This is a genomic window from Pseudochrobactrum albidum (assembly GCF_051851455.1).
GTDB lineage: Bacteria > Pseudomonadota > Alphaproteobacteria > Rhizobiales > Rhizobiaceae > Pseudochrobactrum.
This window is the reverse complement of sequence record NZ_JBPVTR010000021.1, coordinates 176,860-200,624: the sequence shown is the minus strand read 5'-3', so window position 1 is coordinate 200,624 and position 23,765 is coordinate 176,860. Positions and strand designations below refer to the sequence as shown.

22 protein-coding genes, 1 tRNA gene and 1 pseudogene are annotated in these 23,765 nt (G+C 49.4%); 13 read left to right on the top strand and 11 right to left on the bottom strand.

What is annotated here, in order from left to right; translation table 11 throughout:
* Positions 1 to 371 precede the first annotated feature (371 nt).
* Together pyrG and kdsA are read left to right on the top strand one after the other, a co-directional pair.
* Entirely contained in the window at positions 372 to 2,000 is a 1,629-nt protein-coding gene (gene pyrG / locus ACSTTO_RS06705; protein ID WP_439272382.1) for a CTP synthase, read from the top strand.
* Between the two features lie 180 nt (positions 2,001 to 2,180).
* A complete protein-coding gene (gene kdsA / locus ACSTTO_RS06700) occupies positions 2,181 to 3,023 on the top strand; it encodes a 3-deoxy-8-phosphooctulonate synthase (RefSeq protein WP_439272381.1) in 843 nt (280 codons plus the stop codon).
* A 56-nt stretch (positions 3,024 to 3,079) separates the two neighbouring features.
* On the opposite strand, the gene ACSTTO_RS06695 is transcribed toward kdsA, so the two are convergent.
* On the bottom strand, positions 3,080 to 3,517 hold the full coding sequence (locus ACSTTO_RS06695) for an Lrp/AsnC family transcriptional regulator (protein WP_439272380.1): 438 nt from the start codon (positions 3,515 to 3,517) through the stop codon (positions 3,080 to 3,082).
* A 160-nt stretch (positions 3,518 to 3,677) separates the two neighbouring features.
* Here ACSTTO_RS06695 and rocF point away from each other — a divergent pair, with 160 nt between their 5' ends.
* The 3 genes from rocF (at position 3,678) to ACSTTO_RS06680 (ending at position 6,322) form a co-directional block, all read left to right on the top strand.
* Complete coding sequence (rocF, locus tag ACSTTO_RS06690) at positions 3,678 to 4,601, top strand: arginase (protein WP_439272379.1); 924 nt, start codon at positions 3,678 to 3,680, stop codon at positions 4,599 to 4,601.
* Between the two features lie 103 nt (positions 4,602 to 4,704).
* Positions 4,705 to 5,772: an ornithine cyclodeaminase gene (gene ocd, locus ACSTTO_RS06685; protein WP_439272378.1), complete on the top strand. Its 1,068-nt coding sequence runs from the start codon at positions 4,705 to 4,707 to the stop codon at positions 5,770 to 5,772.
* Between the two features lie 112 nt (positions 5,773 to 5,884).
* Positions 5,885 to 6,322, top strand: coding sequence for a DUF1489 family protein (locus ACSTTO_RS06680; protein ID WP_439272377.1), 438 nt, complete (start codon positions 5,885 to 5,887; stop codon positions 6,320 to 6,322).
* A 20-nt stretch (positions 6,323 to 6,342) separates the two neighbouring features.
* Here the strand turns inward: ACSTTO_RS06680 and ACSTTO_RS06675 are convergent, their stop codons facing one another.
* The 4 genes from ACSTTO_RS06675 to ACSTTO_RS06660 all read right to left on the bottom strand — a co-directional run bounded on the left by ACSTTO_RS06675 (position 6,343) and on the right by ACSTTO_RS06660 (position 11,666).
* On the bottom strand, positions 6,343 to 6,642 hold the full coding sequence (locus tag ACSTTO_RS06675) for a hypothetical protein (RefSeq protein WP_439272376.1): 300 nt from the start codon (positions 6,640 to 6,642) through the stop codon (positions 6,343 to 6,345).
* A 370-nt stretch (positions 6,643 to 7,012) separates the two neighbouring features.
* A complete protein-coding gene (locus tag ACSTTO_RS06670) occupies positions 7,013 to 8,572 on the bottom strand; it encodes a D-alanyl-D-alanine carboxypeptidase (protein WP_439272375.1) in 1,560 nt (519 codons plus the stop codon).
* 522 nt (positions 8,573 to 9,094) lie between these two features.
* Complete coding sequence (locus ACSTTO_RS06665; RefSeq protein ID WP_439272374.1) at positions 9,095 to 10,621, bottom strand: DEAD/DEAH box helicase; 1,527 nt, start codon at positions 10,619 to 10,621, stop codon at positions 9,095 to 9,097.
* A gap of 271 nt (positions 10,622 to 10,892) precedes the next feature.
* Positions 10,893 to 11,666 carry an NAD kinase gene (locus tag ACSTTO_RS06660; protein ID WP_439272373.1) on the bottom strand — a complete coding sequence of 258 codons (774 nt, stop codon included), beginning with the start codon at positions 11,664 to 11,666 and terminating at the stop codon, positions 10,893 to 10,895.
* A gap of 141 nt (positions 11,667 to 11,807) precedes the next feature.
* On the opposite strand from ACSTTO_RS06660, the gene ACSTTO_RS06655 reads away from it, so the two are divergent.
* Positions 11,808 to 11,883: transfer RNA gene (locus ACSTTO_RS06655), tRNA-Thr, on the top strand.
* Here the strand turns inward: ACSTTO_RS06655 and ACSTTO_RS06650 are convergent.
* Positions 11,883 to 12,071: pseudogene (locus tag ACSTTO_RS06650) on the bottom strand (type 4 pilus major pilin); the annotation flags it as partial. The gene ACSTTO_RS06655 and the pseudogene ACSTTO_RS06650 overlap by 1 nt on opposite strands.
* A gap of 44 nt (positions 12,072 to 12,115) precedes the next feature.
* Between ACSTTO_RS06650 and ACSTTO_RS06645 the strand changes: the two are divergent.
* Positions 12,116 to 13,507: an FAD-binding oxidoreductase gene (locus ACSTTO_RS06645; protein WP_439272372.1), complete on the top strand. Its 1,392-nt coding sequence runs from the start codon at positions 12,116 to 12,118 to the stop codon at positions 13,505 to 13,507.
* A gap of 124 nt (positions 13,508 to 13,631) precedes the next feature.
* Here ACSTTO_RS06645 and ACSTTO_RS06640 read toward each other — a convergent pair whose 3' ends face one another.
* From ACSTTO_RS06640 to ACSTTO_RS06630, 3 genes are all read right to left on the bottom strand, one after another.
* Positions 13,632 to 13,877: a YMGG-like glycine zipper-containing protein gene (locus ACSTTO_RS06640; protein ID WP_439272371.1), complete on the bottom strand. Its 246-nt coding sequence runs from the start codon at positions 13,875 to 13,877 to the stop codon at positions 13,632 to 13,634.
* Positions 13,878 to 13,932: 55 nt separating this feature from the next.
* Positions 13,933 to 14,157, bottom strand: a complete 225-nt coding sequence (locus ACSTTO_RS06635) for a hypothetical protein (protein ID WP_439272370.1) — start codon at positions 14,155 to 14,157, stop codon at positions 13,933 to 13,935.
* 176 nt (positions 14,158 to 14,333) lie between these two features.
* Positions 14,334 to 14,576 (bottom strand): HP1242/YdcH family protein, encoded by a 243-nt coding sequence (locus ACSTTO_RS06630; protein ID WP_439272369.1) that lies wholly within the window; start codon positions 14,574 to 14,576, stop codon positions 14,334 to 14,336.
* 265 nt (positions 14,577 to 14,841) lie between these two features.
* Between ACSTTO_RS06630 and ACSTTO_RS06625 the strand changes: the two genes are divergently transcribed.
* The 5 genes from ACSTTO_RS06625 (at position 14,842) to ACSTTO_RS06605 (ending at position 20,094) form a co-directional block, all read left to right on the top strand.
* Positions 14,842 to 16,083 (top strand): ABC transporter substrate-binding protein, encoded by a 1,242-nt coding sequence (locus tag ACSTTO_RS06625; RefSeq protein WP_439272368.1) that lies wholly within the window; start codon positions 14,842 to 14,844, stop codon positions 16,081 to 16,083.
* A 91-nt stretch (positions 16,084 to 16,174) separates the two neighbouring features.
* Complete coding sequence (locus tag ACSTTO_RS06620; protein ID WP_439272367.1) at positions 16,175 to 17,056, top strand: carbohydrate ABC transporter permease; 882 nt, start codon at positions 16,175 to 16,177, stop codon at positions 17,054 to 17,056.
* Positions 17,053 to 17,919, top strand: coding sequence for a carbohydrate ABC transporter permease (locus ACSTTO_RS06615; RefSeq protein WP_439272366.1), 867 nt, complete (start codon positions 17,053 to 17,055; stop codon positions 17,917 to 17,919). The genes ACSTTO_RS06620 and ACSTTO_RS06615 overlap by 4 nt, the downstream gene beginning before the upstream one ends.
* A 3-nt stretch (positions 17,920 to 17,922) precedes the next feature.
* Positions 17,923 to 19,035, top strand: a complete 1,113-nt coding sequence (locus ACSTTO_RS06610) for an ABC transporter ATP-binding protein (RefSeq protein ID WP_439272365.1) — start codon at positions 17,923 to 17,925, stop codon at positions 19,033 to 19,035.
* Between the two features lie 252 nt (positions 19,036 to 19,287).
* Positions 19,288 to 20,094, top strand: coding sequence for a hypothetical protein (locus tag ACSTTO_RS06605; RefSeq protein ID WP_439272364.1), 807 nt, complete (start codon positions 19,288 to 19,290; stop codon positions 20,092 to 20,094).
* Between the two features lie 65 nt (positions 20,095 to 20,159).
* Here the strand turns inward: ACSTTO_RS06605 and ACSTTO_RS06600 are convergent, their stop codons facing one another.
* On the bottom strand, positions 20,160 to 20,936 hold the full coding sequence (locus ACSTTO_RS06600; RefSeq protein ID WP_439272363.1) for a GGDEF domain-containing protein: 777 nt from the start codon (positions 20,934 to 20,936) through the stop codon (positions 20,160 to 20,162).
* A gap of 437 nt (positions 20,937 to 21,373) precedes the next feature.
* A complete protein-coding gene (locus ACSTTO_RS06595; RefSeq protein WP_439272362.1) occupies positions 21,374 to 22,573 on the bottom strand; it encodes an MFS transporter in 1,200 nt (399 codons plus the stop codon).
* Positions 22,574 to 22,817: 244 nt separating this feature from the next.
* Between ACSTTO_RS06595 and ACSTTO_RS06590 the strand changes: the two genes are divergently transcribed.
* On the top strand, positions 22,818 to 23,612 hold the full coding sequence (locus tag ACSTTO_RS06590) for an AraC family transcriptional regulator (RefSeq protein ID WP_439272361.1): 795 nt from the start codon (positions 22,818 to 22,820) through the stop codon (positions 23,610 to 23,612).
* The last annotated feature ends 153 nt before the right edge of the window (positions 23,613 to 23,765 follow it).

Sequence of the window (23,765 nt, the reverse complement as noted above, 5' to 3'; positions counted from 1 at the left end):
TTCAAAAAACCGGTGAATAAGCGGTGGTATTTTGTTTGTCTACGCATTATCAGTAGGCGCAGAGCTGCGGATTGTTAAGCTGTGGCGCGTTTTCAACGCAAGTTCAGATATTTCAGCACTGTCGGGAAAAATCCTTACGGTGGTGCATTTGCGTGAAGTCAGGTTTTTGCCGTAATATCTTGTAACGGATGTTCACGGGCAGATGTCAGCAAGAGAGTATTTATGATGCCGGTAATGGCGTTGCAAATACCTTGAATTCAACAGATTAAAAGCCGTTTCGCTTTGATGCGGGCAGTTTTTAATGAAAAATCCGTTGCGAATTGCATTTTTTAGTGGCGGAATCAATCAGGAGAGTCTAACGACATAAGCCCATGGCGCGATATGTATTCATCACAGGCGGCGTGGTCTCTTCCCTTGGAAAAGGCATAGCTGCAGCAGCACTGGCGGCTCTTCTTCAGGCACGTGGTTACCGCGTGCGGATCAGAAAGCTCGACCCTTATCTCAACATTGATCCGGGCACTATGTCTCCTTACCAGCATGGTGAGGTCTTTGTGACCGATGACGGTGCGGAAACCGATCTTGACCTTGGTCATTATGAGCGTTTTACCGGTCGTTCTGCTACAAAGCAGGATAATATCACCACCGGACGCATTTATCAGAATATTATCGAGAAAGAACGCCGCGGCGATTATCTCGGCGCGACGGTTCAGGTTATTCCCCATGTAACGGATGAGATCAAAAACTTCATTACTGAAGGCAATGAGGATTATGATTTTGTGCTTTGCGAAATTGGCGGCACAGTCGGCGATATAGAGGCAATGCCGTTTCTTGAGGCCATTCGTCAGCTTGGCAATGAATTGCCGCGTGGTACAGCCGTTTATATTCATCTCACATTGATGCCCTATATTCCGGCCGCTGGTGAGCTCAAAACCAAGCCGACCCAGCATTCTGTCAAGGAATTGCGCTCTATCGGTATTGCGCCGGATATTCTCCTGATCCGCGCCGATCGTGAGATTCCGGAATCCGAGCGTAAAAAGCTTTCTTTGTTCTGTAATGTTCGCCCATCAGCGGTTATTCAGGCGCTGGATGTCAAATCTATTTATGATGTGCCAATGGCCTATCATAATGAGGGGCTGGATTCGGAAGTTCTGGCGGCTTTCGGCATTGAGCCGGCACCAAAACCGCAGATGGAGCAGTGGGAAGAAATTGCCAACCGGATTCATAATCCGGAAGGTGAAGTTACCATTGCCGTGGTTGGTAAATATACCGGCCTGAAGGAAGCTTATAAATCTCTGATTGAAGCCTTAACCCATGGCGGCATTGCCAACCGGGTGAAGGTCAATCTCGACTGGATTGAGGCTGAGGTCTTTGAGAGTGAAGATGCAGCCCCTTATCTTGAGAAAGTGCACGGCATTTTGGTGCCGGGCGGCTTTGGCGAGCGCGGTGCGGAAGGTAAGATCCTTGCGGCCAAATTTGCCCGTGAGCATAAGGTGCCTTATTTTGGTATCTGCTTTGGTATGCAGATGGCCTGTATTGAAGCTGCACGCAATCTTGCCGGTATCAGGGATGCATCTTCCACCGAGTTTGGCTCTGCCAAAGAGCCGGTGGTTGGCTTGATGACTGAATGGCTCAAGGGCAATATGCTTGAGAAACGTTCGGCAAGCGGTGATCTTGGCGGCACAATGCGGCTCGGATCTTACGAATCCGCACTTAAGAGCGGCACCCGCATTGCGGATATTTATGGCTCTCAGGTTATCCATGAGCGGCACCGCCACCGTTATGAAGTCAATATTGACTATATGGACCGGCTGGAAAAAGCCGGCTTGATCTTCTCAGGCCTTTCTCCGGATGGTGTATTGCCGGAAACGGTTGAATATGCAGATCACCCGTGGTTTATCGGCGTGCAATATCATCCGGAGTTGAAATCACGTCCGTTTGAGCCGCATCCGCTGTTTGCCTCCTTCATCAAGGCAGCAGTAGACCAGAGCCGTCTGGTTTGATTTATAAAACGGGCACTTTATTAAGTGCCCGTTTTGTTTTCAGGGGTTGGATATTTCAGCGGCAATAATCATATGCTGAGACTGAAGCTGCTGTTACATAAGCTGCCAATGCATAAACAGGCTGATTCTTGCCACTTGATTTGCGAAAAGCTGGTTACTTTTCAGATTTGAGGAACAAATATGACTGCCAATCCGGTTATTGAGATTAAAGCGCCATCAGGCACTGTGGTTTTTTCCAACAAAAGCGCCTTGTCGCTTATTGCAGGGCCATGCCAGATGGAAAGCCGCGATCATGCCTATGACATGGCAGGCGCCCTCAAAGAGATGACGGATAAACTTGGCATCGGGCTGGTTTATAAATCAAGTTTTGACAAGGCTAACCGCACATCGCTCAAAGGCAAGCGCGGCATCGGACTGGAAAAGGCGCTGGAAGTTTTTGCCGGTCTTAAAAAGGATTTCGGCTTTTCCGTTCTCACCGATGTTCATACAGAAGAGCAATGCGCCATTGTTGGTGAAGTGGCGGATGTGTTGCAGATACCGGCATTTTTGTGCCGCCAGACGGATTTGTTGATTGCCGCTGCCAAGACCGACCGTGTGATCAATATCAAAAAAGGTCAGTTCCTTGCGCCTTGGGATATGAAGAATGTTATGGCCAAGGTGGTGGAAAGCGGTAATCCAAATGTGATGCTGACCGAGCGCGGCGCATCTTTTGGCTATAATACGCTTGTATCCGATATGCGGTCATTGCCGATTATGGCTGCCCTTGGCGCGCCGGTGATTTTTGATGCCACGCATTCAGTGCAGCAGCCGGGCGGGCAGGGCGGCAGCAGCGGCGGCCAGCGTGAATTTGTTGAAACACTGGCACGCGCAGCGGTTGCTGTGGGGGTAGCGGGTGTGTTTATTGAAACACATCAGGATCCGGATAATGCCCCTTCTGACGGGCCTAATATGGTGCCGTTGAAAGATATGCCGCGTCTGCTTGAGACCCTGATGGCATTTGATAAGATAGCCAAATCCCTTTAAGCTAATATTGGCTTGAAATTTATAAAAAACGCAGCGGATAAAACAGCTGCGTTTTTTTATAAGCGTGCTCTGGTGCTGCGCGGAGTTGCAAGCAGCAGATTTGTCTCGCTATTGGTGATGCCGGGCACCAGCCGGATACGGCGCAAAACACTGTCAAGATCGGTCAATGTGCTGGCATTAATCTCTGCAATAAGATCCCAGCGGCCATTGGTGGTGTGAATTTCTGATATTTCCGCAAAGCCGCCAAGAGCTTTTACCACGCGGTCTGTTACATGGCCTTCAATCTCAATCATCATAATGCCGCGCACGGCCTGTTCCACAGTGTCGGCGCGCAGAATAACCGTATAGCCCAAAATATGGCCGTCTTTTTCCAGCCGCTCCAGCCGTGACCGAGCTGTGGCGCGGGAAACGCCGGCATCAAGTGCCAAATCAGAGATACTGCGCCGTGCATTATGGCGCAAAAGGGTGATTAGTTTTTGATCAAGTTCGTCCACTGTTTTGCCAGTTTGTTCATTTAACTGCGCAATCTGATAAAGCATCTGTGGAGATTTGCCAATCTTCTCTGTCCACTCTGCCAATTTTTCGTGGTTTTATAGGTTTAAAATTGCCGCGCTTTTGAAAATACGGCGATACGAATGGTTATGAGGAACACAGATGCATTGTAAGCTGATTGGCGCACCCGTACAGGACGGAACCGGACGTATGGGCTGTGAAATGGGGCCAAGTGCCTTTCGTGCAGCCGGATTGCGGCAGGCGCTGGAAGAATTGGGGCATGAGGTTACAGATCTTGGCAATGTTACGCCGGCAGCACAGCGCAATATTACGCATCATAATCCGGCTTTAAAAAATCTCTCCGCTGTTGTGGCCTGGATCGAGGCGCTGGAACAGGAAGCCTATGCGCATAGTGCGGATGGTTTTCCGGTTTTTCTTGGCGGAGATCATGCTCTGGCTGCCGGCACGGTGAGCGGGCTGAGCCGCCGCGCCAAAGAGCAGGGGCGGCCGCTTTTTGTGCTGTGGCTGGACGCGCATACGGATTTTCACACGCTGGAAACCACGGTCAGCGGTAATCTGCATGGAACGCCGGTGGCATATTATACCGGCAGAAAAGGTTTTGAGGGCGTGTTTCCTGACGTGAAGGCACCGGTTGATCCGGCTAATGTCTGCATGATCGGTATTCGTTCTGTTGATCCTGCCGAGCGTATTGCAATCAGGGACACTGCAATTACCGTTAATGATATGCGCATGATTGACGAGCATGGCGTTGTGGCGCTTTTGACGCGCTTTTTGCGCAAGGTGAAAGAGGCCAATGGCTTGCTGCATGTGAGTCTGGATGTAGATTTTCTTGATCCTTCCATTGCGCCGGCTGTCGGCACCACGGTGCCGGGGGGGGCAACATTTCGTGAGGCGCATCTGATTATGGAAATGCTGCATGACAGCGCGCTGGTTACCAGTTTTGAAGCGGTTGAGCTTAATCCTTTTCTGGATGAGCGCGGCCGTACGGCCTGTTTGATGGTGGATCTCATTGCAAGCCTGATGGGGCGCAGTGTGATGGATCGCCCGACGCGCAGCTTTGTCTGAAATAAGCCAAAAACACCACAAAGTGCCTTGTTGCTGCGGCAAGCGGAGCACTTTTTCATAAATTGAACGAACAGGTTCCGGAATGCCGGAGGGAGACAGCCTGATGTATGACAGAAAAACCTTGAATCTCGTGCCGTTTGTCAGTGTTGACCATATGATGAAACTGGTCTTGAAAATTGGTATTGAAAATTTTCTCAAAGAGCTTTGCGCTTATGTGGAGGAGGATTTTCTGCGCTGGGAAAAATTTGACAAAACCCCGCGTGTGGCTTCCCACTCCCATGATGGTGTGATTGAGCTGATGCCAACCAGTGACGGCACGCTTTATGGTTTTAAATATGTCAACGGCCACCCCAAAAATATGAAAGAGGGTTTGCAGACAGTTGCAGCCTTTGGCATGTTATCGGATGTGGATACAGGCTATCCGCTGCTTTTGACAGAAATGACTATTCTCACCGCATTGCGCACTGCGGCAACCTCTGCCATTGCGGCCAAATATCTGGCGCCTGAAAATGCGCATATAATGGCAATAATCGGCAATGGCGCGCAGTCTGAATTTCAGGCTATGGCCTTTAAGGCGCTGCTTGGTATCAAGACACTGCGCCTTTTTGATATTGATCCGGCCGCAACAGAAAAATGCCGGCAGAATCTTGCTGGTTTTGGCTTTGAGATTGTAACTTGTGACAATGCGATGGAAGCTGTGCAGGGCGCGCAGATCATCACCACGGTTACGGCTGATAAACAGAATGCGACAATCCTGACCGATAATATGATTGGCAGTGGTGTTCATATTAATGGTGTTGGCGGTGATTGCCCCGGTAAAACCGAAATGCATAAAGATATTTTGCTGCGCTCGGATATTTTTGTTGAATATCCGCCGCAAACACGCATTGAAGGGGAAATTCAGCAGCTTGATGCAGATCATCCGGTGATTGAATTGTGGCAGGTAATGAATGGCACGGTAAAAGGCCGCCGCGATCAGAACCAGATCACACTGTTTGACTCGGTTGGTTTTGCTACGGAAGATTTTTCAGCCCTGCGCTATGTGCATGATAAGCTGAAAACCACTGATCTTTATGAAAATCTTGATCTTCTGGCAGACCCTGATGAGCCGCGCGATTTGTTTGGCATGTTGCTGCGTTGCGAGAAAAAACTTGCAGGTGAGATGGCCTGATAAAAGCATAATCAATAAGCAGATAATGCGGACAGAAGTGGTTCTGTCCGTTTTTCTGTTTGCATCTACCTGATGCTGGACAATGCACGGACAAGAGAGTATTTGGCCTTTTATGGCACTTCATCTTGTAAAACTTTGTGTGGGATGTGATTCCCTTGAAGACCTTGCGGCATGGATTGATTTTCATCTTGAGGAATGCCGGGCAAATGGTGTTGCCGCAGAGCAGTTTCACACCACGCGCATGGTGCCCAAACGGCAGGAAGAATTGCTAGACGGCGGCTCACTTTATTGGGTGATTAAGGGCAATATTCAGGCACGGCAAAAGCTGCTGGAGATACGCACTTTTACCGGTCAGGATGGTATTGGCCGCTGTCATCTGGTGCTGGAGCCAAAACTTGTTCCGACAATATGGCAGCCGCGCAGGGCATTTCAGGGCTGGCGTTATATGAGTGAGGAAGATGCACCGCGTGATGAGCGGGCAGGCGGTGGCGGCATGCAGAGCCTGCCTGCGGAATTGCGCCGCGAATTGGCGGCACTTGGTCTTCTCTGATCTTTAAAATATAAGCGCCTTCAGCGCAGACGCAGGCGAATGGCAATGCGGCCATCCGGATTGTTGGTGGCAATGCGCAATGAGGCCTGCGGCAAGCTGATGCGGCGGCTGCGCTGGGCATTGCATACAAGAAGCCCGACAAATTCACGTGTGTTGAGTGATGCGCCGTCTGCGCGCAATTCTGCCATGCGGGCTGCTGCGTGGCGCAGCGCCTGAACACTCAGCAAAGTTGTTTTGCCGCTTTTGGCTGCGGGGCGCATTGTATTTGTTTCTGTGTGCTCTGTGCCGGTTAATCCGAGAAGATTGAGCATATTCGACATTGTAAACCCTTTACACAATACTTACTGGGTTTGCAGATGGACTGCCATATCAGAGCAGTTGCGGCAAAAAAAGAAACAGTTGAGCCGCTCTAACTCTTTGTTTTGTCATATTATCCGAAGCAAAACTTGTTTCATGCTTTTGTCCGGAAATGCTTCAGGATATATTCAACCAGTTTTACTGATGAAAGGTTAACCATCAGCAAGAAAAACAGAAATGTGAAACAGTGCTGATCTGTAACACTTCTCAATTTGCAACAGAAATGCTGTTGCAGTTGTTAACCTCTTTTTGCAAAGAGATAATTTGTCCGGCCGGATAAAAAGCCGGACAAATATCTAATTATACTTTATTGCTAAAGTTGATTTGCGTTGTTTAGCGGGCAATCGCATAGCAGCTGAAACTTTTTTTCTTAAGTACAGCGCAGGCATCCCATGCTGCTGTTTTTGTTTCAAAACCGACAAATCTTGCACGGTAGAAGGTGTTATTGCCTTTATTGAAGGTCTCGGTCATGGGGGAGGTGGCGCGCAATGTGCTGCCGGCCTGTTGCGCTGCCTTGTTCAGCATGGCCTGTGCCTGGCTTTCACTTGGCAGGGATCCGATCTGGATGGCCCATGCTCCGGATACATTATCGGCATTGTTTGCATTTGCCACTGCAACTTGTGGCACGGGCTCATTGCGCGTAACCGGTGCGGGTGCCGGTGTTGGTGAGGGCACCAAGCCCATACGGGCGGCGGCCGTATTGGCCGAAGCGGTGGTTACCGGATCAACATTGGGGACAGCAGCCTTGGGGGTGGGAATAGCAACAAGCTGCGATGATACGGGTGCTGCAGGCCGCGGTGTGGGCGCGGCCAGTGCCAGCATCTCCGGCTGCTCTGCAGGAACCGGTTTCTGGCGGGCAATAACGGCGCTGATTGCATCCTGCGCATTGCCGGCATTGGCAACCATAACCGGCTGGTCAACACGTTCTGCCGGCAGCGGCACGGCGCGCGGCAAGGGTGAAGGGGCGGAAGCCACAGGGGCAGGTGCCGGTGTATCATTGCGGGCAATCAGCAGGGCGTCATTTCCGCGGCGCGATGGTGTGGCCTTGGGCAGATGCGCCTGAATAAGGCGGGTCATCTCGGCATCACGTGCACCACTGGTATTGCCGCCCATGACAACAGCAACAATGCGCCGACCATCACGATTGACAGAGGTGACAAGATTATAGCCGGATGCATTGACATAACCGGTTTTAATGCCATCTACCCCTTCAACCCGGCCAAGCAAACGATTGTGGCCGTTGATAGTCTTGCCGCGGAATTGAAAGCTGGAACGGCTGAAATAATGATAATGCTGCGGAAAATGCTGGCGCAGCGCAATACCGAGAATGGCCATATCGCGCGCGGTGGTCTGCTGGTTGGGGTTTGGCAGGCCGGATGCATTGCGGAAAGTGGTGGAACGCATACCAAGGCGGCGGGCTTTTGCTGTCATCATCTGGGCAAAGCGTGCCTCAGAACCGCCGAGATACTCACCTAATGCCGCTGCGGCATCATTGGCCGAACGGGTAATCAGCGCAAGAACCGCATCTTCCACTGTCATGCTCTGGCCTGCGCGCACACCAATTTTTGTTGGCGGGCGGCTTGCAGCATATTTGGAGAAGGGGATTTTGGTCTTTTTATTAATACGGCCGGCCTGCATCGCTTCAAAGACCATATAGATAGTCATCATCTTGGTAAGCGAGGCAGGATAGCGTTTGGCATCCGCACTATCGGCATACAGGGTTTTACCGGTATTGGCATCAATTACAATTGCTGCATGACGCGACGGGTTCTTGGCCGCCTGCGAAGCAGTGGTTGCAATTGCAAGGGTGACGGCACCTGCCATTGTGATTTTTAACAATGAGCTGGCCGCAATCTTGATGCCGGATGCGGCGTGACGGAACGCATGATACACGGTGACTACCTGCCTGGACTGCCATTTTTCAGGTGTGGCGCAAACAACACGCCACGAAGATTTCCGTGATCATATTGCCAATAGCCTTACCAATCCGTTTATAGGCAGGAAAATCCTGCGTTTTTTTAAGGGGATTGGCTTTTTTGAACATATAAACAGCACAAGATAAGGGGTGGCAATCTGACTTTTTGATTGCAAGTTATTGCTAATAAAGGATAAAATTAACCCATTCTCTGCTGTGATAATTTTTCGGGAAAATATTTTCAGGGGTATTTTGCTGCGGTTTTTAGCGCCGGATGAGAGGGGCGACATTGTTAAAACCTGTATTTGGACAGGTTTTAACCTCATAGTAAGTGTGTTTGATGCCGGAAATTGTATTGCGGAGTGCTTTGCAAGCCTGCCTTCCCGGGTGCAGATTCGCATCAATCACCCTGCAAATTTTTCTGATTGCAAACAAAACCCCGAAAGCCTGCTGTGATCTGGCTCCCGGGGCTGGCTTATGCAGAGGTTTTAACCGTCTGATCAGATATTGATCGGAATCAGCATAAAGGCCGGAATATCATCACCAAAACCGAGCGGTGACGGTTCATCATCAAAATCGCGGCGGTGGCGTTTGTTGTGCTGGCCATTATTGTGGCGGCGCTCTTCATTGCCGTGTTTTTGCGGCGCAGGGCGCACAGTTTCAGAAATGGCCATGGCTCTGATGGCAATATTATCCGGCAATATTGGCTGCGGCGCATCAAGAGCGGAAATATCCGGCGCAGATGTTGCGCTTTCCGTTGTTTTGTCCTCTGCTGGGGAGGTTTGCGCCTGATTTGCCTTATTGTCTTTATCGCGGGGTTTTTTACCGTTTTTGCCGCGATTGTTGCGGCCGCGGCGTGAGGTATCCTCAGCCTCTTCCGCCGCTGGCAGGGTGGAAAGATCGCCGTCGAGCCATTCCAGCTTTTCGCCAATCATTTTTTCGATTGCATCAAGATGTTTGGTGTCAGCGGTGGTGATGATCGAGAAGGCTTTGCCCGAGCGGCCGGCACGGCCGGTGCGGCCAATACGGTGCACATAATCTTCCGCATGAACAGGCACGTCAAAATTAAAAACATGGCTGACATCGGGAATATCAAGGCCGCGGGCAGCAACATCAGACGCAACAAGGATTTTTAGATTGCCGTCCTTGAAATTGCTGAGCATAGTCATGCGCGCGCGCTGATCCATATCGCCATGTAATGCACCGGCGTTGAAACCATGTTTAACCAGCGAGCGGAACAATTCCGAGACATCCATTTTGCGATTACAGAATATAATCGCGTTTTTCAGTTCATCGCCTTCTGCCTTGATAAGATCCCGCAGAACGGCACGTTTGTCCCATGGTTTTCTTGCAGATTTAACCAGACGCTGTGTTACGGTTTTTGCGGTGGAAGAGGCTTTGGCCACTTCAATACGCACCGGCGAATGCAGGAATTGCTCGGTCAGCTTGGTAATTTCAGCCGGCATGGTTGCCGAGAAAAACAAGGTTTGTCGGGTAAAGGGGATAAGTTTGCAGATGCGCTCAATATCCGGAATAAAACCCATATCCAGCATGCGGTCTGCTTCATCAATCACCAGGATTTCCACGCCGGTGAGAAGCAGCTTGCCGCGTTCAAAATGATCAAGCAGGCGCCCCGGCGTTGCAATCAGCACATCTGCGCCGCGCTCCAGCTTGCGCTCCTGCTCTTCAAAGGATACGCCGCCAATCAGCAAAGATACATTGATGCGGTGATTGATGCCGTATTTAACAAAGTTTTCCTCAACCTGTGCTGCAAGCTCGCGGGTGGGCTCCAGAATAAGTGTGCGCGGCATGCGTGCGCGTGCGCGGCCTTTTTCAAGCAGGTGCAGCATAGGCAGCACAAAGGATGCTGTTTTGCCGGTGCCGGTTTGCGCAATACCAAGCACGTCTTTACGTTCAAGTGCGGGGGGAATTGCGCCAGCCTGGATAGGGGTGGGAGATGTGTAACCGGCGGCCTCTACCGCTGCCAGTATTTTCGGTGACAGACCGAGTTCTGCAAATGTCGTCAATGGAGGCGTAGCTCTCTTTTTGGAAAAAGTGCACTGACCCGGCCGGTAATGTCTGCATGACAAAAGGTCAGGAAAAGCACTTATGTTTGCGCATTGCGTTAAAATTAATAATGCCGTTACGTGGAACAGTTCAAAAAGTCAACAAAAATGCCGTTTTTGCTTGATGAATGTTTGATATGAACCCTGTCTGTATCGCCTGCAACTGCAAAATCATGCATTGAATGCATCATATGATGTTGTAATTGCAGGGCTTGCACAAATAAAGACCTGTTTAATAACGGAACTGCTCATTGAGAATGCGCTCATCCCATGTATGTTCCTCATCAAACAGCAGGGTAACGCTGTTTTGCGTATCTTCCCGCACGATGACCGAAGTGACGGATTTTACCTCTGTATGATCGGCAACAGCATTGACCGGTCGTTTATCAACCTCAAGAATATCCATGCGCACTGTAACGGATTTGGGCAGCAGCGCGCCACGCCAGCGGCGCGGGCGAAACGGGCTCACAGGCGTGAGTGCCAGCAACGGGGAGTCCAGCGGCAGGATTGGCCCCTGTGCGGAAAGATTATAGGCTGTGGAACCGGCAGGCGTTGCTACCATTACGCCATCGCAAATCAACTCATCGAGCCGCACTTTATTATCAATACTGATGCGGATTTTGGCAGCCTGATAGGATTGGCGCAGCAGTGACACTTCATTAATAGCGAGGGCTTTTACGCTGCCGCTCTCACGTGATTGGGCAATCATCTCCAGAGGGCGGATGGTTTCAGCATGAGCGGCAGCCACGCGCCTTGGCAGATCACGCTCATGATACTCATTCATAAGAAAGCCCACAGAGCCTCTGTTCATGCCGTAAATCGGCCGATCATGATTCATATGATCATGCAATGCCTGCAGCATCACGCCATCACCGCCAAGCACAATCAGCGCATCGGCTTTATCTGCCGGTGTCTCGCCATAGCGTTTGCGCAATGATTCTGCGGCAGATTCCGATTCTGCAGTGCCGGAAGTGATGTAAAAGAAATTTTCATAGGAATTTTTCATCAGCTTTGTCACACATCCTGCATGTTTAGGTGCCGATTTGTAGCCCAAATCCGGTTTGGACGCAAAACATTGTTGTTTTTTGCGGGCTTAGGTGATTTTTTATTTTACATTCGTAAAACTTGTGCTATCTAGCCGTCAGTTGCCCTTATAGCTCAGTTGGTAGAGCACCTGATTTGTAATCAGGGGGTCGGGAGTTCGAGTCTCTCTGGGGGCACCAATTTTAATTTTCCCGTTATAATTATTGCTTCTTTTATTTAATCCTGTCCGTGGCATCGGGCAGGGGATTTGCGTATTTGCAATTATTTTTGCGGTTATGTCTTGTTTTCTTTGCTGTTGCTTTAACAATGCCTGTGTTTTTGAAATAATTTTCCGGATATTGGTTTTATCCCTGCGGTTATATGTAATATCTGTTTCACATTAAAATAAATGGCGGAACGGAGTTTTAAATTATGCAGGATAAACCGGCCTATCGCAGCTTGCTGGAAGATCTGGCAGCACTTCTTGGCAAGGATCTCAGAATCGCTGAAGCGGTTGATCCTGCGCATTTACATGATTGGAGCGGCGAAAAGGGCGGCATGCCGCTTGCTCTTGCCTTGCCGCGCAGCACGCAGGCGGTTTCAGAAATCCTGCGCCTTTGCCATGCCAATAATGTGCCTGTTGTGCCGCAAGGCGGGCTGACAGGGCTTGCAGGCGGAGCTGTGCCGGTGGAAAATGCACTGCTTCTGTCATTGCGCAATATGAATGCCATTGAAGAGATTAATATACAGGCCGGAACAATGATTGTGCAGGCCGGCGCGATTTTGCAGACGATTCAGGAGGCTGCCGCGGCCTCGGATATGATGTTTGCGCTTGATCTTGGCGCGCGCGGCTCATGCCAGATTGGCGGCAATATCTCCACCAATGCAGGCGGCAACCGTGTGATACGCTATGGTATGGCGCGCGATCTTGTGCTGGGGCTGGAAGTGGTGCTTGCCGATGGCACTGTTTTACCGATGATGAACCAGATGCCCAAAAACAATACCGGCATGGATATGAAACATATCTTTATCGGTTCGGAAGGCACAATGGGCATTATTACGCGTGCGGTGCTGAAGCTGCATCCGCAAGCAAGGGGTGCCAATAGTGCCGTGGTGGCGCTGGAGAGTTTTGAAGGTGCACTGCAATTGTTGCGCTATGCACAAACAACACTTTCCGGCCGCGTCAGTGCTTTTGAGGCGATGTGGAATGATTATTATACCGGTGCTGCAGAATATGTGCGTGCGCCGCTTGATAGTTCTTATCCGCTATATGTATTGATGGATATGCAAAGTGCATTGCCTGAAAATGACCGGGAATTGTTTCAGGCCATGCTGGAACATGCAATGGAACAGGGCTGGATTGCCGATGCGGCTATTGCACAATCACACCGTGAGGCAGAAGCTTTCTGGGCGCTGCGTGATGCCGTATCTGAAATGCTGAAAGATGGGGCGCCATCCATCAGTTTTGATGTTTCTGTGCCAATGTCATTGATCGGTGAGGCCGTGGAAAAAATCCGCACTGCGCTTGCTGAACGCTTTCCGGCCATGAAATGCACATTTTTTGGCCATGTCGGTGATTGCAATTTCCATATTGGCGCCAATCACTATGCGGATTTTGATCCCGATGGCCGCGAGATTGAGAAAATTGTCTATGATATTGTGCGCTCTTATAATGGCTCGGTTTCGGCTGAGCATGGCATTGGCCTGCACAAAAAGCCTTGGTTGCCTTATTCCCGCAGTGCCGCTGAGCTTGCAACGCTCAAAAAACTGAAACTGGCGCTCGATCCGAAAAATATACTCAATCCGGGCAAGGTGATTGATTGATTTTTCGCATTATAAACCAGCCGTAAAATGAAGCTGTGCGGACGCCTGTATTAATAAATTTACGGGCTATTATTAAAAATGGCAGCGCAAGGCTGCCATTTTGTGATTTTTGTGTGATGCTACATTATCGGCAGCGGGCAACATAGATCTGGCCGCGGCTGTTGCGGTATTCGCATTTGCCGTTGCGCAGATTGCGCACCAGCAGGCCGCCGACCGCACCAACACCCGCGCCAATCAATGCGCCTCTGCCGCCGCCGGCAATACCACCGATGATTGCACCGGCACCGGTGCCGATGCTCAAATCCTTTTCTGTGGTGGTGCAGCCGCTAAGAGCAATTATTGCACCGAGTGCGATGATGAATATACGCATGACAATTCCCCTCAAAACTACCTGTTTTGTGTTGTGGTTTGTATTCTTTATTCTGTCAGGAGCGCAAGTTGCCAATCTGCACAATCAGCCTTGCAATTTCATCCGGTGATCTGATGCCGCTTTCATATATACGGATAACAGTACGCGCCAGCTCATCCTTATGGTTATCGCTCACCGGACAGCAACCAAGCTGCCTGCACACCTCATCATAAGCCTGTTGCAGGAGTTTCAATTGTTCCGCTTTGTAAACCCCAAGATAATCAGACTTTTGAAAAGGCATGATATCTCTCCTGTTTGCCTTATTGTGATACAAGGTGAGGGGAGAAATCAACCAATGAAAATGTGATGATCTCATGGCAAAGTAGGGGGATGCAAAGCAGGGGGGTGCAAAGTAAATGCCGGAACCAAAAAGCCCGGCATTATCGCCGGGCTTTGTTTGTGTTTTTCCAGAATAGATCAGGCCTTGCCTTCGAGTGCTTTTGCAATCTCATCCTTCAATGCAAGGCGGCGCTTGCGCAACTCGGTTTCGTTATCCTGACTGGTCGGCTCAATCTTGGTTTCTGCGCGATGGATCTGATCATTCACATCGTCATAGTCTTCAAGAATTTTAGCAAAACGCGGGTCAGCGGCTTTTAAGGCGTGGATCGCATCCAGTTGTCCGGGAAATTCTTCGCCAAGCGTATGCGGTGTATTCGACATAGTGTTTCCTTTGCTGAATTCTGAAAGGAGTTTCACATGCATTTGCGCAGCCCGCATTGATCAGGATCAATTTATTATTTTGTGGGAAAAAGAGACCAAATTTGTGGAAAAAAACAGTCAAGATAATTTAGTGAGGCAAGGGTGTAAGCGCCGTTTTTATAATAATTACAAGCAATAAAGTGCTGTTTTCTACGATCTTGGGTTGTGCTTGTGTTGAAGAATATTATCCGTTATCGTCCCCAACGGGTTGGAAAAGGAGGAGAATATGCACAGGTTGATAGTAGCAACAGCAATGGCTGCAGGGCTGATGACATGTGCAGCACAAGCTGAGGAAAATGTGGAAGTCCTGCACTGGTGGACATCCGGCGGTGAGGCAGCAGCACTGAATGTGCTGAAAAAAGATCTGGAGGCCAAGGGTATCGGCTGGACTGATATGCCGGTTGCAGGCGGCAGTGGTGTGGAGGCCATGACCGTGCTGCGTGCCCGCGTGGTTGCCGGCAATCCGCCAACCGCAGTGCAAATGCTTGGTTATGATACCCGTGACTGGGCCGAGCAGGGCTATCTTGGCAATCTTGATGCGGTTGCCGAAAAAGAAGGCTGGGATAAGGTTATTCCGCAGCCTTTGCAGGATTTTGCCAAATATGACGGGCACTGGATTGCTGCGCCGGTGGATATACACACAGAAAACTGGGTGTGGATCAACAAGGCTGCGCTGGACAAGGCCGGCGGCAAGGTGCCGCAAAACTGGGATGAGCTGATAGCTCTTCTGGATAAGTTCAAGGAGCAGGGCATTGTGCCTATGGCGCATGGTGGCCAGCCCTGGCAGGACGGCACAGTTTTTGAAACGGTGGTTTTATCCTTCGGGCCGGAATTTTATAAAAAGGCGCTGATTGATCTTGATGCGCAGGCGCTTGGCAGCGATACGATGCGGCAGGTTTTTGACCGAATGACCAAATTGCGCTCCTATGTGGACGATAATTTTTCCGGCCGTGACTGGAACCTTGCCTCGGCAATGGTGATTGAAGGCAAGGCCGGTCTGCAATTTATGGGTGATTTTGCCAAAAGTGAATTTATTCGCGCCGGCAAACAGCCGAATAAGGATTTTGTTTGTATCCGTTATCCCGGCACGCAGGGTTCAGTTACTTTTAACTCGGATTTATTTGCCATGTTCAAAGTGGCAAAAGATAAAATACCTGCACAGATGGAGATTGCATCCTCCATTGAAAGTCCGGCTTTTCAGTCTGCATTCAATGTAGCAAAGGGGGCTGCACCGGCAAGAATGGATGTGCCAGATATGGCTTTTGATGCTTGCGGGAAAAAGGCCATCGCCGATATTAAAGAGGCCAATGCCAAAGGCACAATGCTTGGCTCCATGGCGCATGGCTATGGCGCACCGACTGCGGTGAAAAATGCCATTTTTGATGTGGTGACCCGCCAGTTCAATGGTGATCTGACCTCCGAACAGGCTGTGCAGGAGTTGGTAACCGCTGTTGCCGCAGCCAAATGATCCGTTTGCAGGATTTTTAAGATTATCTCAATATTATCAGGCATTTGTGCGGCTTGTCCGTGCAAATGCCCACCCGATATGGTGACTGCTTATGACCAGCCGCAGCCGTTTGCAGGTTTTGTTGCCAAAGCTCGTTCTGGCACCTAGTTTTTTTATTGTTCTGATTTTTGTCTACGGGTTTATTGCCTATACCGGCCTTTTATCGCTGACAGGCAGCAAAATGCTGCCATCCTATAATTTTGTCGGTCTGGCCAATTACAGCAGATTGTGGGCGTTGCCGCATTGGTGGCTGGCAGTCAGCAATCTGGTAATTTTTGCGGTATGTTATATTGCAATATGCTCTGTGATAGGGGTGTTGCTCGCCATTTTGCTGGATCAGAAAATCCGCGGCGAGGGTTTTTTGCGCCCCATTTATCTTTATCCGATGGCCTTGTCGTTTATTGTAACCGGGACTGCGTGGAAGTGGTTTCTTGATCCTGGAATCGGGCTTGAACATACGATGCATCTTTGGGGCTGGGAGGGGTTTCACTTCAACTGGATCAAAGATAGCCGCTATGCGATTTATTGCGTGGTCATTGCCGCTGTCTGGCAGTCATCGGGTTTTATCATGGCGATGTTTCTTGCAGGTTTGCGCGGGGTGGATACTGAAATTCTCAAAGCCGCGCAGATAGATGGCGCTTCCGCTTTTACCACCTATCGGCGGATTGTCATCCCGATGATGCGGCCGGTATTTCTTTCTGCCTTTGTGGTTTTGGCGCATCTGGCCATCAAGGCTTATGATCTTGTGGTGGCGCTGACAGGCGGCGGGCCGGGGCAGGCAACAGAAATGCCGGCCACCTTTATGTATTCCTATACATTTACACGCAATCAGATGGGGATCGGCGCTTCATCGGCCATTATCATGCTGGTGATGATTTTCTCGATTATTATTCCCTATCTTTATGCAGAAATCAGCGGAGGCAAAAGCCGGTGAGCAATGCTGTTTCCCATGCGCGGCTGACACGCGCGCTGATCTATGCCGCATTACTGCTTTTTGCGGTTTATTTTCTGTTGCCGCTTTATGTGATGCTGGTCAATTCTTTCAAACCGCTGGAGGAGATCCGTCAGGGCGGCATGCTGAGCCTGCCGCATGACTGGACGATTGCTCCCTGGCTTTCCGCATGGTCTACCGCGCAGATCGGCGTGCAGCCAACCGGTGTGCGGCCGTTTTTCATCAATTCCATTCTCATGGTGGTGCCGGCGGTTGCAATCTCCACAATCATCGGCGCCCTGAATGGCTATGTGCTGGCCAAATGGCGGTTTCGTGGGTCTGATCTGTTTTTTGGCCTGTTGCTGTTATCGTGTTTTATTCCGTTTCAGATCGTGCTGATACCTATGGCGCGTGTGCTGGGTTTTTTGGGGCTTTCCGGCACAATTATCGGTCTGATCATGGTGCATGTGATTTATGGGCTTGGTTTTACCACATTGTATTTTCGCAATTATTATGAGGCATTTCCAAGTGAGCTGGTGCGTGCCGCGCAAATGGATGGCGCGGGATTCTGGCAGATTTTCCGCTATATCATGCTGCCATCTTCAGGGCCGATTATTGTGGTGTCGGTGATCTGGCAATTTACCAATATCTGGAACGATTTTTTGTTCGGCGCATCTTTTTCAGGGGCTGCTTCAACGCCAATGACTGTTGCGCTCAATAATCTCGTTTCATCCTCCACAGGGGTGAAGGAATATAATGTTCATTTTGCAGCGGCCATACTTGCCGCGCTGCCAACGCTGATCGTCTACATCATATCCGGTCGTTATTTCGTGCGCGGGCTGATGTCTGGTGCGGTGAAGGGATAATTCATGGCATTTCTAAAAATTTCGCATCTTAATAAAGCTTACGGAACAGTTGAAATTCTCAAGGATATTAATCTTGAGATTGAAAAAGGCGGGTTTCTGGTATTGGTGGGGCCTTCCGGTTGCGGAAAATCCACTTTGCTGAATATGATTGCCGGACTTGAGCCGGTAAGCTCCGGTGAAATTGTTATTAATGGCCGTCCGGTGACCGGCCTGCCGCCATCACAGCGTGATATTGCCATGGTGTTTCAATCCTATGCGCTTTATCCCAATATGACTGTTGCCGGAAATATTGCCTTTGGCATGGAAGTGCGCGGCGTGCCAAGGCATGAGCGTGAAGAGGCGATCCGCAATGTTTCAGAAATATTGCAGATTGGGCATTTGCTGGATCGTAAACCCGCCCAGCTTTCCGGCGGGCAGCGGCAGCGTGTGGCTATGGGGCGGGCGCTGGTGCGCAATCCGCAGGTGTTTTTATTTGATGAGCCGCTCTCCAATCTTGATGCCAAATTGCGGGTGGATATGCGCACAGAGATCAAGCGGCTGCATCAGCGCATGCAAACCACTATTGTTTATGTGACCCATGATCAGATTGAGGCGATGACACTGGCCAGCAAAATTGCAGTGCTGAAAGATGGTGTTTTACAGCAATATGGCACGCCTGAGGAGATTTATAATAAGCCGGTCAATATGTTTGTGGCGGATTTTATGGGCTCGCCTGCAATGAATCTATTGAATGCAAGGGTGGAAAAAAGGGATGCTGGTTTGCATCTGCTTTTAGAGAGGCACGATGCTGCGCCTTTGCCATTGGCGCTGCCTGCTTCCTGTGCTGCCCTTGGTGACTATGTGGGCAGAGAGGTTGTTTTTGGCATTCGTCCTGAAGCATTAACCGATGCAGAGGGTGAGCGCGGTACAAATGCGGTTGTCTATGGTGATTGCCATATTGATGTTGTGGAGCCTGCGGGTTCTGATACTTTCGCGGTTACCAGGCTTGGCGGCAAAGAGGCTGTGGCGCGGTTGCGTGCAGATGCACAAGTGCAGGCAGGGCAAATGCTGCGCCTTGCCTTTCACCTTGGCAAGGCCGTGTTTTTTGATCCCTCGTCACAACAGCGTGTTGCGTAAAGAGCATATAAAATGCGCGAATATAACGTAGTTGAAATAAGTATAAATTTATTATGATAACTTAATCATATTTAAAGCTTACTTTCTATATTATGTCGCATCAATATTATATGTTTTAATCAGCGGATTGATGGCGGATAATCATTTTATATTTTAAGTGCTATGCTTAAATATTGATGATTGACGGTCTTTTAGAATGGCTTACTCTTTGCCGGTGGTTCTAATAATTTCCGGCAAAGGGCGCGCCCGTTTATGCGAAATAAAGCACTTTTTATAACCAGCCTTGTCAGTGGTTTCTTGATGTTAACATCGGCAATGGCAGCAGATGCGCCGGTACAAAAATATGTGACTGATGATGCATGGAAAATTATCGTAAGCCCTTATGTCTGGGGTGCTTCATTACATGGCAGGGCAGAGCTTGGCGGCTATCGCACAGATGTAAATGTGCCTTTTTCCGAGATTTTTGACAATCTTGATATGGCTGTCATGGGAAATATTGAACTGGCAAGGGGGCCGCTCGGTTTTTATGTGGATGCGCAATATGTTTCCACCAGTCAGGATGAGAATCTGCGCGCCCATGAAATTGCGCTGAAGATGAAGACCACGATGGTGGCCGGTGGTATGTTCTACCGTATTTATGAGAAAGAGCTTGGTGGTCTTACCATTTATAATGAGCCGCAGCGTTTTGCCATTGAACCCACATTGGGGGTGCGCTGGACAAGGCTGAAAGCTGATTTGGCATCAGAGGGGTATCATATTTCCAGAAAAACCAGCTGGACAGATCCTTTTTTCGGTGTGCGGGTGAGGGCTGATCTTAATGAACGGTGGAATTTGTCGGCTGAGGCGGATATAGGCGGTTTCAGCGCCGGTACAAAGATGAGCTATAATGCGCAGGGCTATCTTGGATATCGTACTTTCCTGTTTGACAGACCGACAATGCTGCGGTTTGGTTATCGCGCCTTGTCACAGGATTTTAAAGAGAGTGATTTTATGGGACATCCGCTTAAATGGGATGTTGTGCAGCACGGCCCTGTTATCGGCCTTTCTATGCGCTTTTAGAACTTTGATGTGAGCAGCAAAATATACGGAACGGTTGCGGCAATATTAGTCTTGCCGGAACCGTTTTAAGCTGGTTCATTGGCGGGTTTTTCCTTTTCGGGATTGTGCCGGTTCAGGCTGTGCAAATTCAGCACAACCTGATTGCGTCCCTTTGCCTTTGCCTGATAAAGGCTTTGATCAGCCATGCGCATGAGCTGGGATGTGGTAAAACTGCCATCTGATAATGCAATGCCAATGCTGATGCTCAACGGATAAATCTGATCTTCAAGTGGTGAGAAGGACAGGTTCTCAACCGTAATGCGCAGTTGCTCGGCAAGGGTGAGAGCGGCCTGCACATCCGTTTGCGGCAGGAATAATGCAAATTCCTCACCGCCGATACGGGCAAGTATATCTGTTTTGCGCAAGGGGGTCTTCAAGGCGCTGACAATGGCTTGCAAGGCTTTGTCTCCTGCGTGGTGGCCGTAAATATCGTTGATGCTTTTAAAATTATCCGCATCGATAATAAGACATGCTGAGCTGGATGATTGTTTGTTCAGGGGTTTTATGCGTGTCAGAAAGGCGCTTCTGTTTAGCAGGCCGGTCATGCTGTCTGTATCAGCGCGGATCTGGAGCATATGGTTTGCTTTTTTCAGTTCATCCGAGAGTTGCTTGAGGCGAGCGTTCTGCCTGAAAATATAAACACTGATCGGAAAGGCCGTCATGACCGGCAGGACAGAATTCATAAGAAAGACAAAAGCCGTAAAAGGCTGGCCGGAGGCATAACGGATGCTGAAAGAGAATATCTGGCTGAGCGCAACCACAAGCATGGTTACCAGCAACGCTTTTAAAAGAATGATATACAAACCCGCCCCGCATATATTAAAGACTTTGCTTTTTTAGAGGATAAGCAAAGATATAAGTTCATTATAAGAGACATTGTAACAAAACATGATCTGCCTGAGTGAACCTGGTTGAAACAAAGATGTTGGAACACTCTAAGTATTTGTTTTGTTGCATTATTTTGAGATAAAACCGTTTCACAATTTTAGCCTGTAAATGCCTGTATGAAAAATTTCTCCGGCATAGGGCAATAAGCTCCCTGATGGCTCCCCGCCAGTTATATATATTATATATACATGAAATTTTTCTAACAAAGGTTTTATTTTGAGAGTATAGTAATAATAATGTGAGCCTGAAAAGTAAAAAAATTATGGCGGTATACTTTTGGGCTAAGGTGTATTTTAGAAGAATATGTTTTATTAAAACGGGGAAGCCTGAGTGCTTCCCCGTTTGGTGATATTCAGATTTTTTGAGGCAGGCGCGGCAACAGTATTGTCAATATGCCAAGCAGCGGCAGGAAGGAGCACAGCCAGTAGACATATTCAATGCCGTGGATATCTGCATAATCGCCGAGCAGAGCCGCCCCAATGCCGCCGGCACCAAAAGCGAAGCCGAAAAACATGCCGGCAATCATGCCAACGCGCCCGGGCACCAATTCCTGTGCAAATACCACAATGGCTGAAAAAGCTGAGGAAAAGATAAGGCCGATTATAACAGTAAGAACACAGGTCCAGAACAGATTGGCATAAGGCATCATCAGTGCAAAGGGAATAACGCCGAGAATTGAAAACCAGATAACAAAGCGTGCGCCCATGCGGTCACCAACCGGCCCGCCAAGGAAAACACCGGCGGCTGATGAGCCGAGAAACAGGAACAGCATCAACTGGGCATTTTGCACAGTTACCTGAAACTTCTCGATAACGAAAAAAGTATAATAGCTGGAAAGACTTGCCATATAGACATTTTTGGTTGCTGTGAGCAGAACCAGAATGGAAATGGCGAAAATCACCCGCCCTTGCGGCAGCGGCAATGTGCGATCGGCTGGTGCCCTATTTTTGTTTTGACGCTGTTTTTGCGCATACCAGCGGCTGACGCGGGTGAGGGTGATAAAGCCAAAAACCGCGATAACTGCCAGCCACGCCACGCTGGATTGGCCATTAGGCAAAATTATGAAAGCGGCAAGCAAGGGGCCGAGTGCCGAGCCGAAATTTCCGCCAACCTGAAACAGGGACTGGGCAAAGCCATGGCGCCCGCCGGAGGCTGTGCGGGCAACACGTGAGGCTTCCGGATGGAAAATAGCCGAGCCAAGGCCGATCAGGCTGGAGCCGATCAGCAACATTGTATAGCTGTCTGCATGGGCAAGAAGCAGCAAGCCGGTAAAAGTGCTGACACTGGAAAGCGGCAGCGAATAGGGCATTGACCAGCGATCCGTGATGATGCCAATCAGGGGCTGCAGAAGCGATGCCGTGATCTGGAAAGTCATGGTAAGCAAACCGATCTGGCGAAAATCCAGATTATAATTGGCTTTGATCAACGGATAGATCGCCGAGAGCAGCGATTGCATAATATCATTGAACATATGGCAGAAACTGACTGCCACGATCAGTGAAACGGCAGTTGTTTCGGCTATTTTGGGTGACTGGCTGGTCACGGTTGTCATTACAGTGCTCCGGATAATTTAAAGCCTTATAGCAGAATGCACAGTTGTCTCTATAACCGGAAGATGCAGATCTGATATTGTAATCGGGATAAGGGCGGTTTTTCATTTATTGCATATAGTTGCAGATATGTTGCCGACTTGTTTTCCCGACAGGCATAAACATGATGTAATCTGCTTTGCGCTGGCCTGCTTTTGCGCTAAGGACTTAAACTTGTTTGATCAGGCCAAAATGCAGGGTAAAATCATGACGCAGAAGAATATTCACATCGCCGAGGCTTATCACCTGCTTGAACAAAGCCCCGAGCCGGTGGTGGCGCTTGCCAGAAATTATCCTGCCGGATTGCATATTCCGCGGCACAGCCACTCGCGAACGCAGTTTCTTTATGCGCGCTCGGGTGTGGTTTTGGTGAGTACGGAAAACGGACGCTGGATGATCCCGCCGGAACATGCCCTGCTTATTCCGCAGGGCATAGAACACAAGGTGGAGACATTTTCTGTGGTTGAAATGCAATCTGTCTATGTGAGAAATCATGAGTCTGGTGGTTTTCCGCAGGTTCTGGCTGTGAATGAGCTGACCCGCAGCCTGTTTGATGAAGTGGTGCGGATGGAGAAGCCCGATGCTGAAGATGAACGCAGCCGGTTACTGTTTGCATTGCTTGTTCATGAGATAAGGCGTCTGCCAGTGCGGGATCTTGGTTTGCCTTTTCCTCAAAAACCGGCTCTTGCTGCTTTGTGCAGGGCATTTTTGGCAGCGCCTGATCCGGCGGCAGATATTGATAGCTGGGCGGCAAAACTTGGCATCAGCCGGCGTTCATTTACGCGTCTTTTCAGGGGGCAGACCGGCGTCAGCTTTGTAACATGGCGTCAGCAGGCCTGTATTTTTGCGTCTTTGCCAAAATTGGCCGCCGGAGAGGCAATAACTACAGTCGCTTTTGATACAGGCTATGAAAGTGCGGCGGCTTTTACCACTATGTTCAAGCGTATGCTTGGCAGTTCCCCGCGGGAATATCTGCGCCGCAAAGCCGGCTATGCTGGTTGAATATATTTACTGTTTTCCAGATAAATATTTTCATAAATTTATATATTTACATTAATTTTTTTACACAATAGCTGTATTAACAGATGTTTTTCAGCATGTGCTCTCAGCGCAGAGCTTATCATTATTTTTGGGGGGAATATGCATTCATTATTC

What these genes read in the sequence shown, in the direction of transcription:
- pyrG (WP_439272382.1), top strand. Translation starts at nt 372, where the DNA reads ATGGCGCGATATGTATTCATCACAGGCGGCGTGGTCTCTTCCCTTGGA.
- kdsA (WP_439272381.1), top strand. Translation starts at nt 2,181, where the DNA reads ATGACTGCCAATCCGGTTATTGAGATTAAAGCGCCATCAGGCACTGTG.
- rocF (WP_439272379.1), top strand. Translation starts at nt 3,678, where the DNA reads ATGCATTGTAAGCTGATTGGCGCACCCGTACAGGACGGAACCGGACGT.
- ocd (WP_439272378.1), top strand. Translation starts at nt 4,705, where the DNA reads ATGTATGACAGAAAAACCTTGAATCTCGTGCCGTTTGTCAGTGTTGAC.
- ACSTTO_RS06680 (WP_439272377.1), top strand. Translation starts at nt 5,885, where the DNA reads ATGGCACTTCATCTTGTAAAACTTTGTGTGGGATGTGATTCCCTTGAA.
- ACSTTO_RS06675 (WP_439272376.1), bottom strand. Translation starts at nt 6,642, where the DNA reads ATGTCGAATATGCTCAATCTTCTCGGATTAACCGGCACAGAGCACACA.
- ACSTTO_RS06660 (WP_439272373.1), bottom strand. Translation starts at nt 11,666, where the DNA reads ATGAAAAATTCCTATGAAAATTTCTTTTACATCACTTCCGGCACTGCA.
- ACSTTO_RS06645 (WP_439272372.1), top strand. Translation starts at nt 12,116, where the DNA reads ATGCAGGATAAACCGGCCTATCGCAGCTTGCTGGAAGATCTGGCAGCA.
- ACSTTO_RS06640 (WP_439272371.1), bottom strand. Translation starts at nt 13,877, where the DNA reads ATGCGTATATTCATCATCGCACTCGGTGCAATAATTGCTCTTAGCGGC.
- ACSTTO_RS06635 (WP_439272370.1), bottom strand. Translation starts at nt 14,157, where the DNA reads ATGCCTTTTCAAAAGTCTGATTATCTTGGGGTTTACAAAGCGGAACAA.
- ACSTTO_RS06630 (WP_439272369.1), bottom strand. Translation starts at nt 14,576, where the DNA reads ATGTCGAATACACCGCATACGCTTGGCGAAGAATTTCCCGGACAACTG.
- ACSTTO_RS06625 (WP_439272368.1), top strand. Translation starts at nt 14,842, where the DNA reads ATGCACAGGTTGATAGTAGCAACAGCAATGGCTGCAGGGCTGATGACA.
- ACSTTO_RS06620 (WP_439272367.1), top strand. Translation starts at nt 16,175, where the DNA reads ATGACCAGCCGCAGCCGTTTGCAGGTTTTGTTGCCAAAGCTCGTTCTG.
- ACSTTO_RS06610 (WP_439272365.1), top strand. Translation starts at nt 17,923, where the DNA reads ATGGCATTTCTAAAAATTTCGCATCTTAATAAAGCTTACGGAACAGTT.
- ACSTTO_RS06605 (WP_439272364.1), top strand. Translation starts at nt 19,288, where the DNA reads ATGCGAAATAAAGCACTTTTTATAACCAGCCTTGTCAGTGGTTTCTTG.
- ACSTTO_RS06595 (WP_439272362.1), bottom strand. Translation starts at nt 22,573, where the DNA reads ATGACAACCGTGACCAGCCAGTCACCCAAAATAGCCGAAACAACTGCC.
- ACSTTO_RS06590 (WP_439272361.1), top strand. Translation starts at nt 22,818, where the DNA reads ATGACGCAGAAGAATATTCACATCGCCGAGGCTTATCACCTGCTTGAA.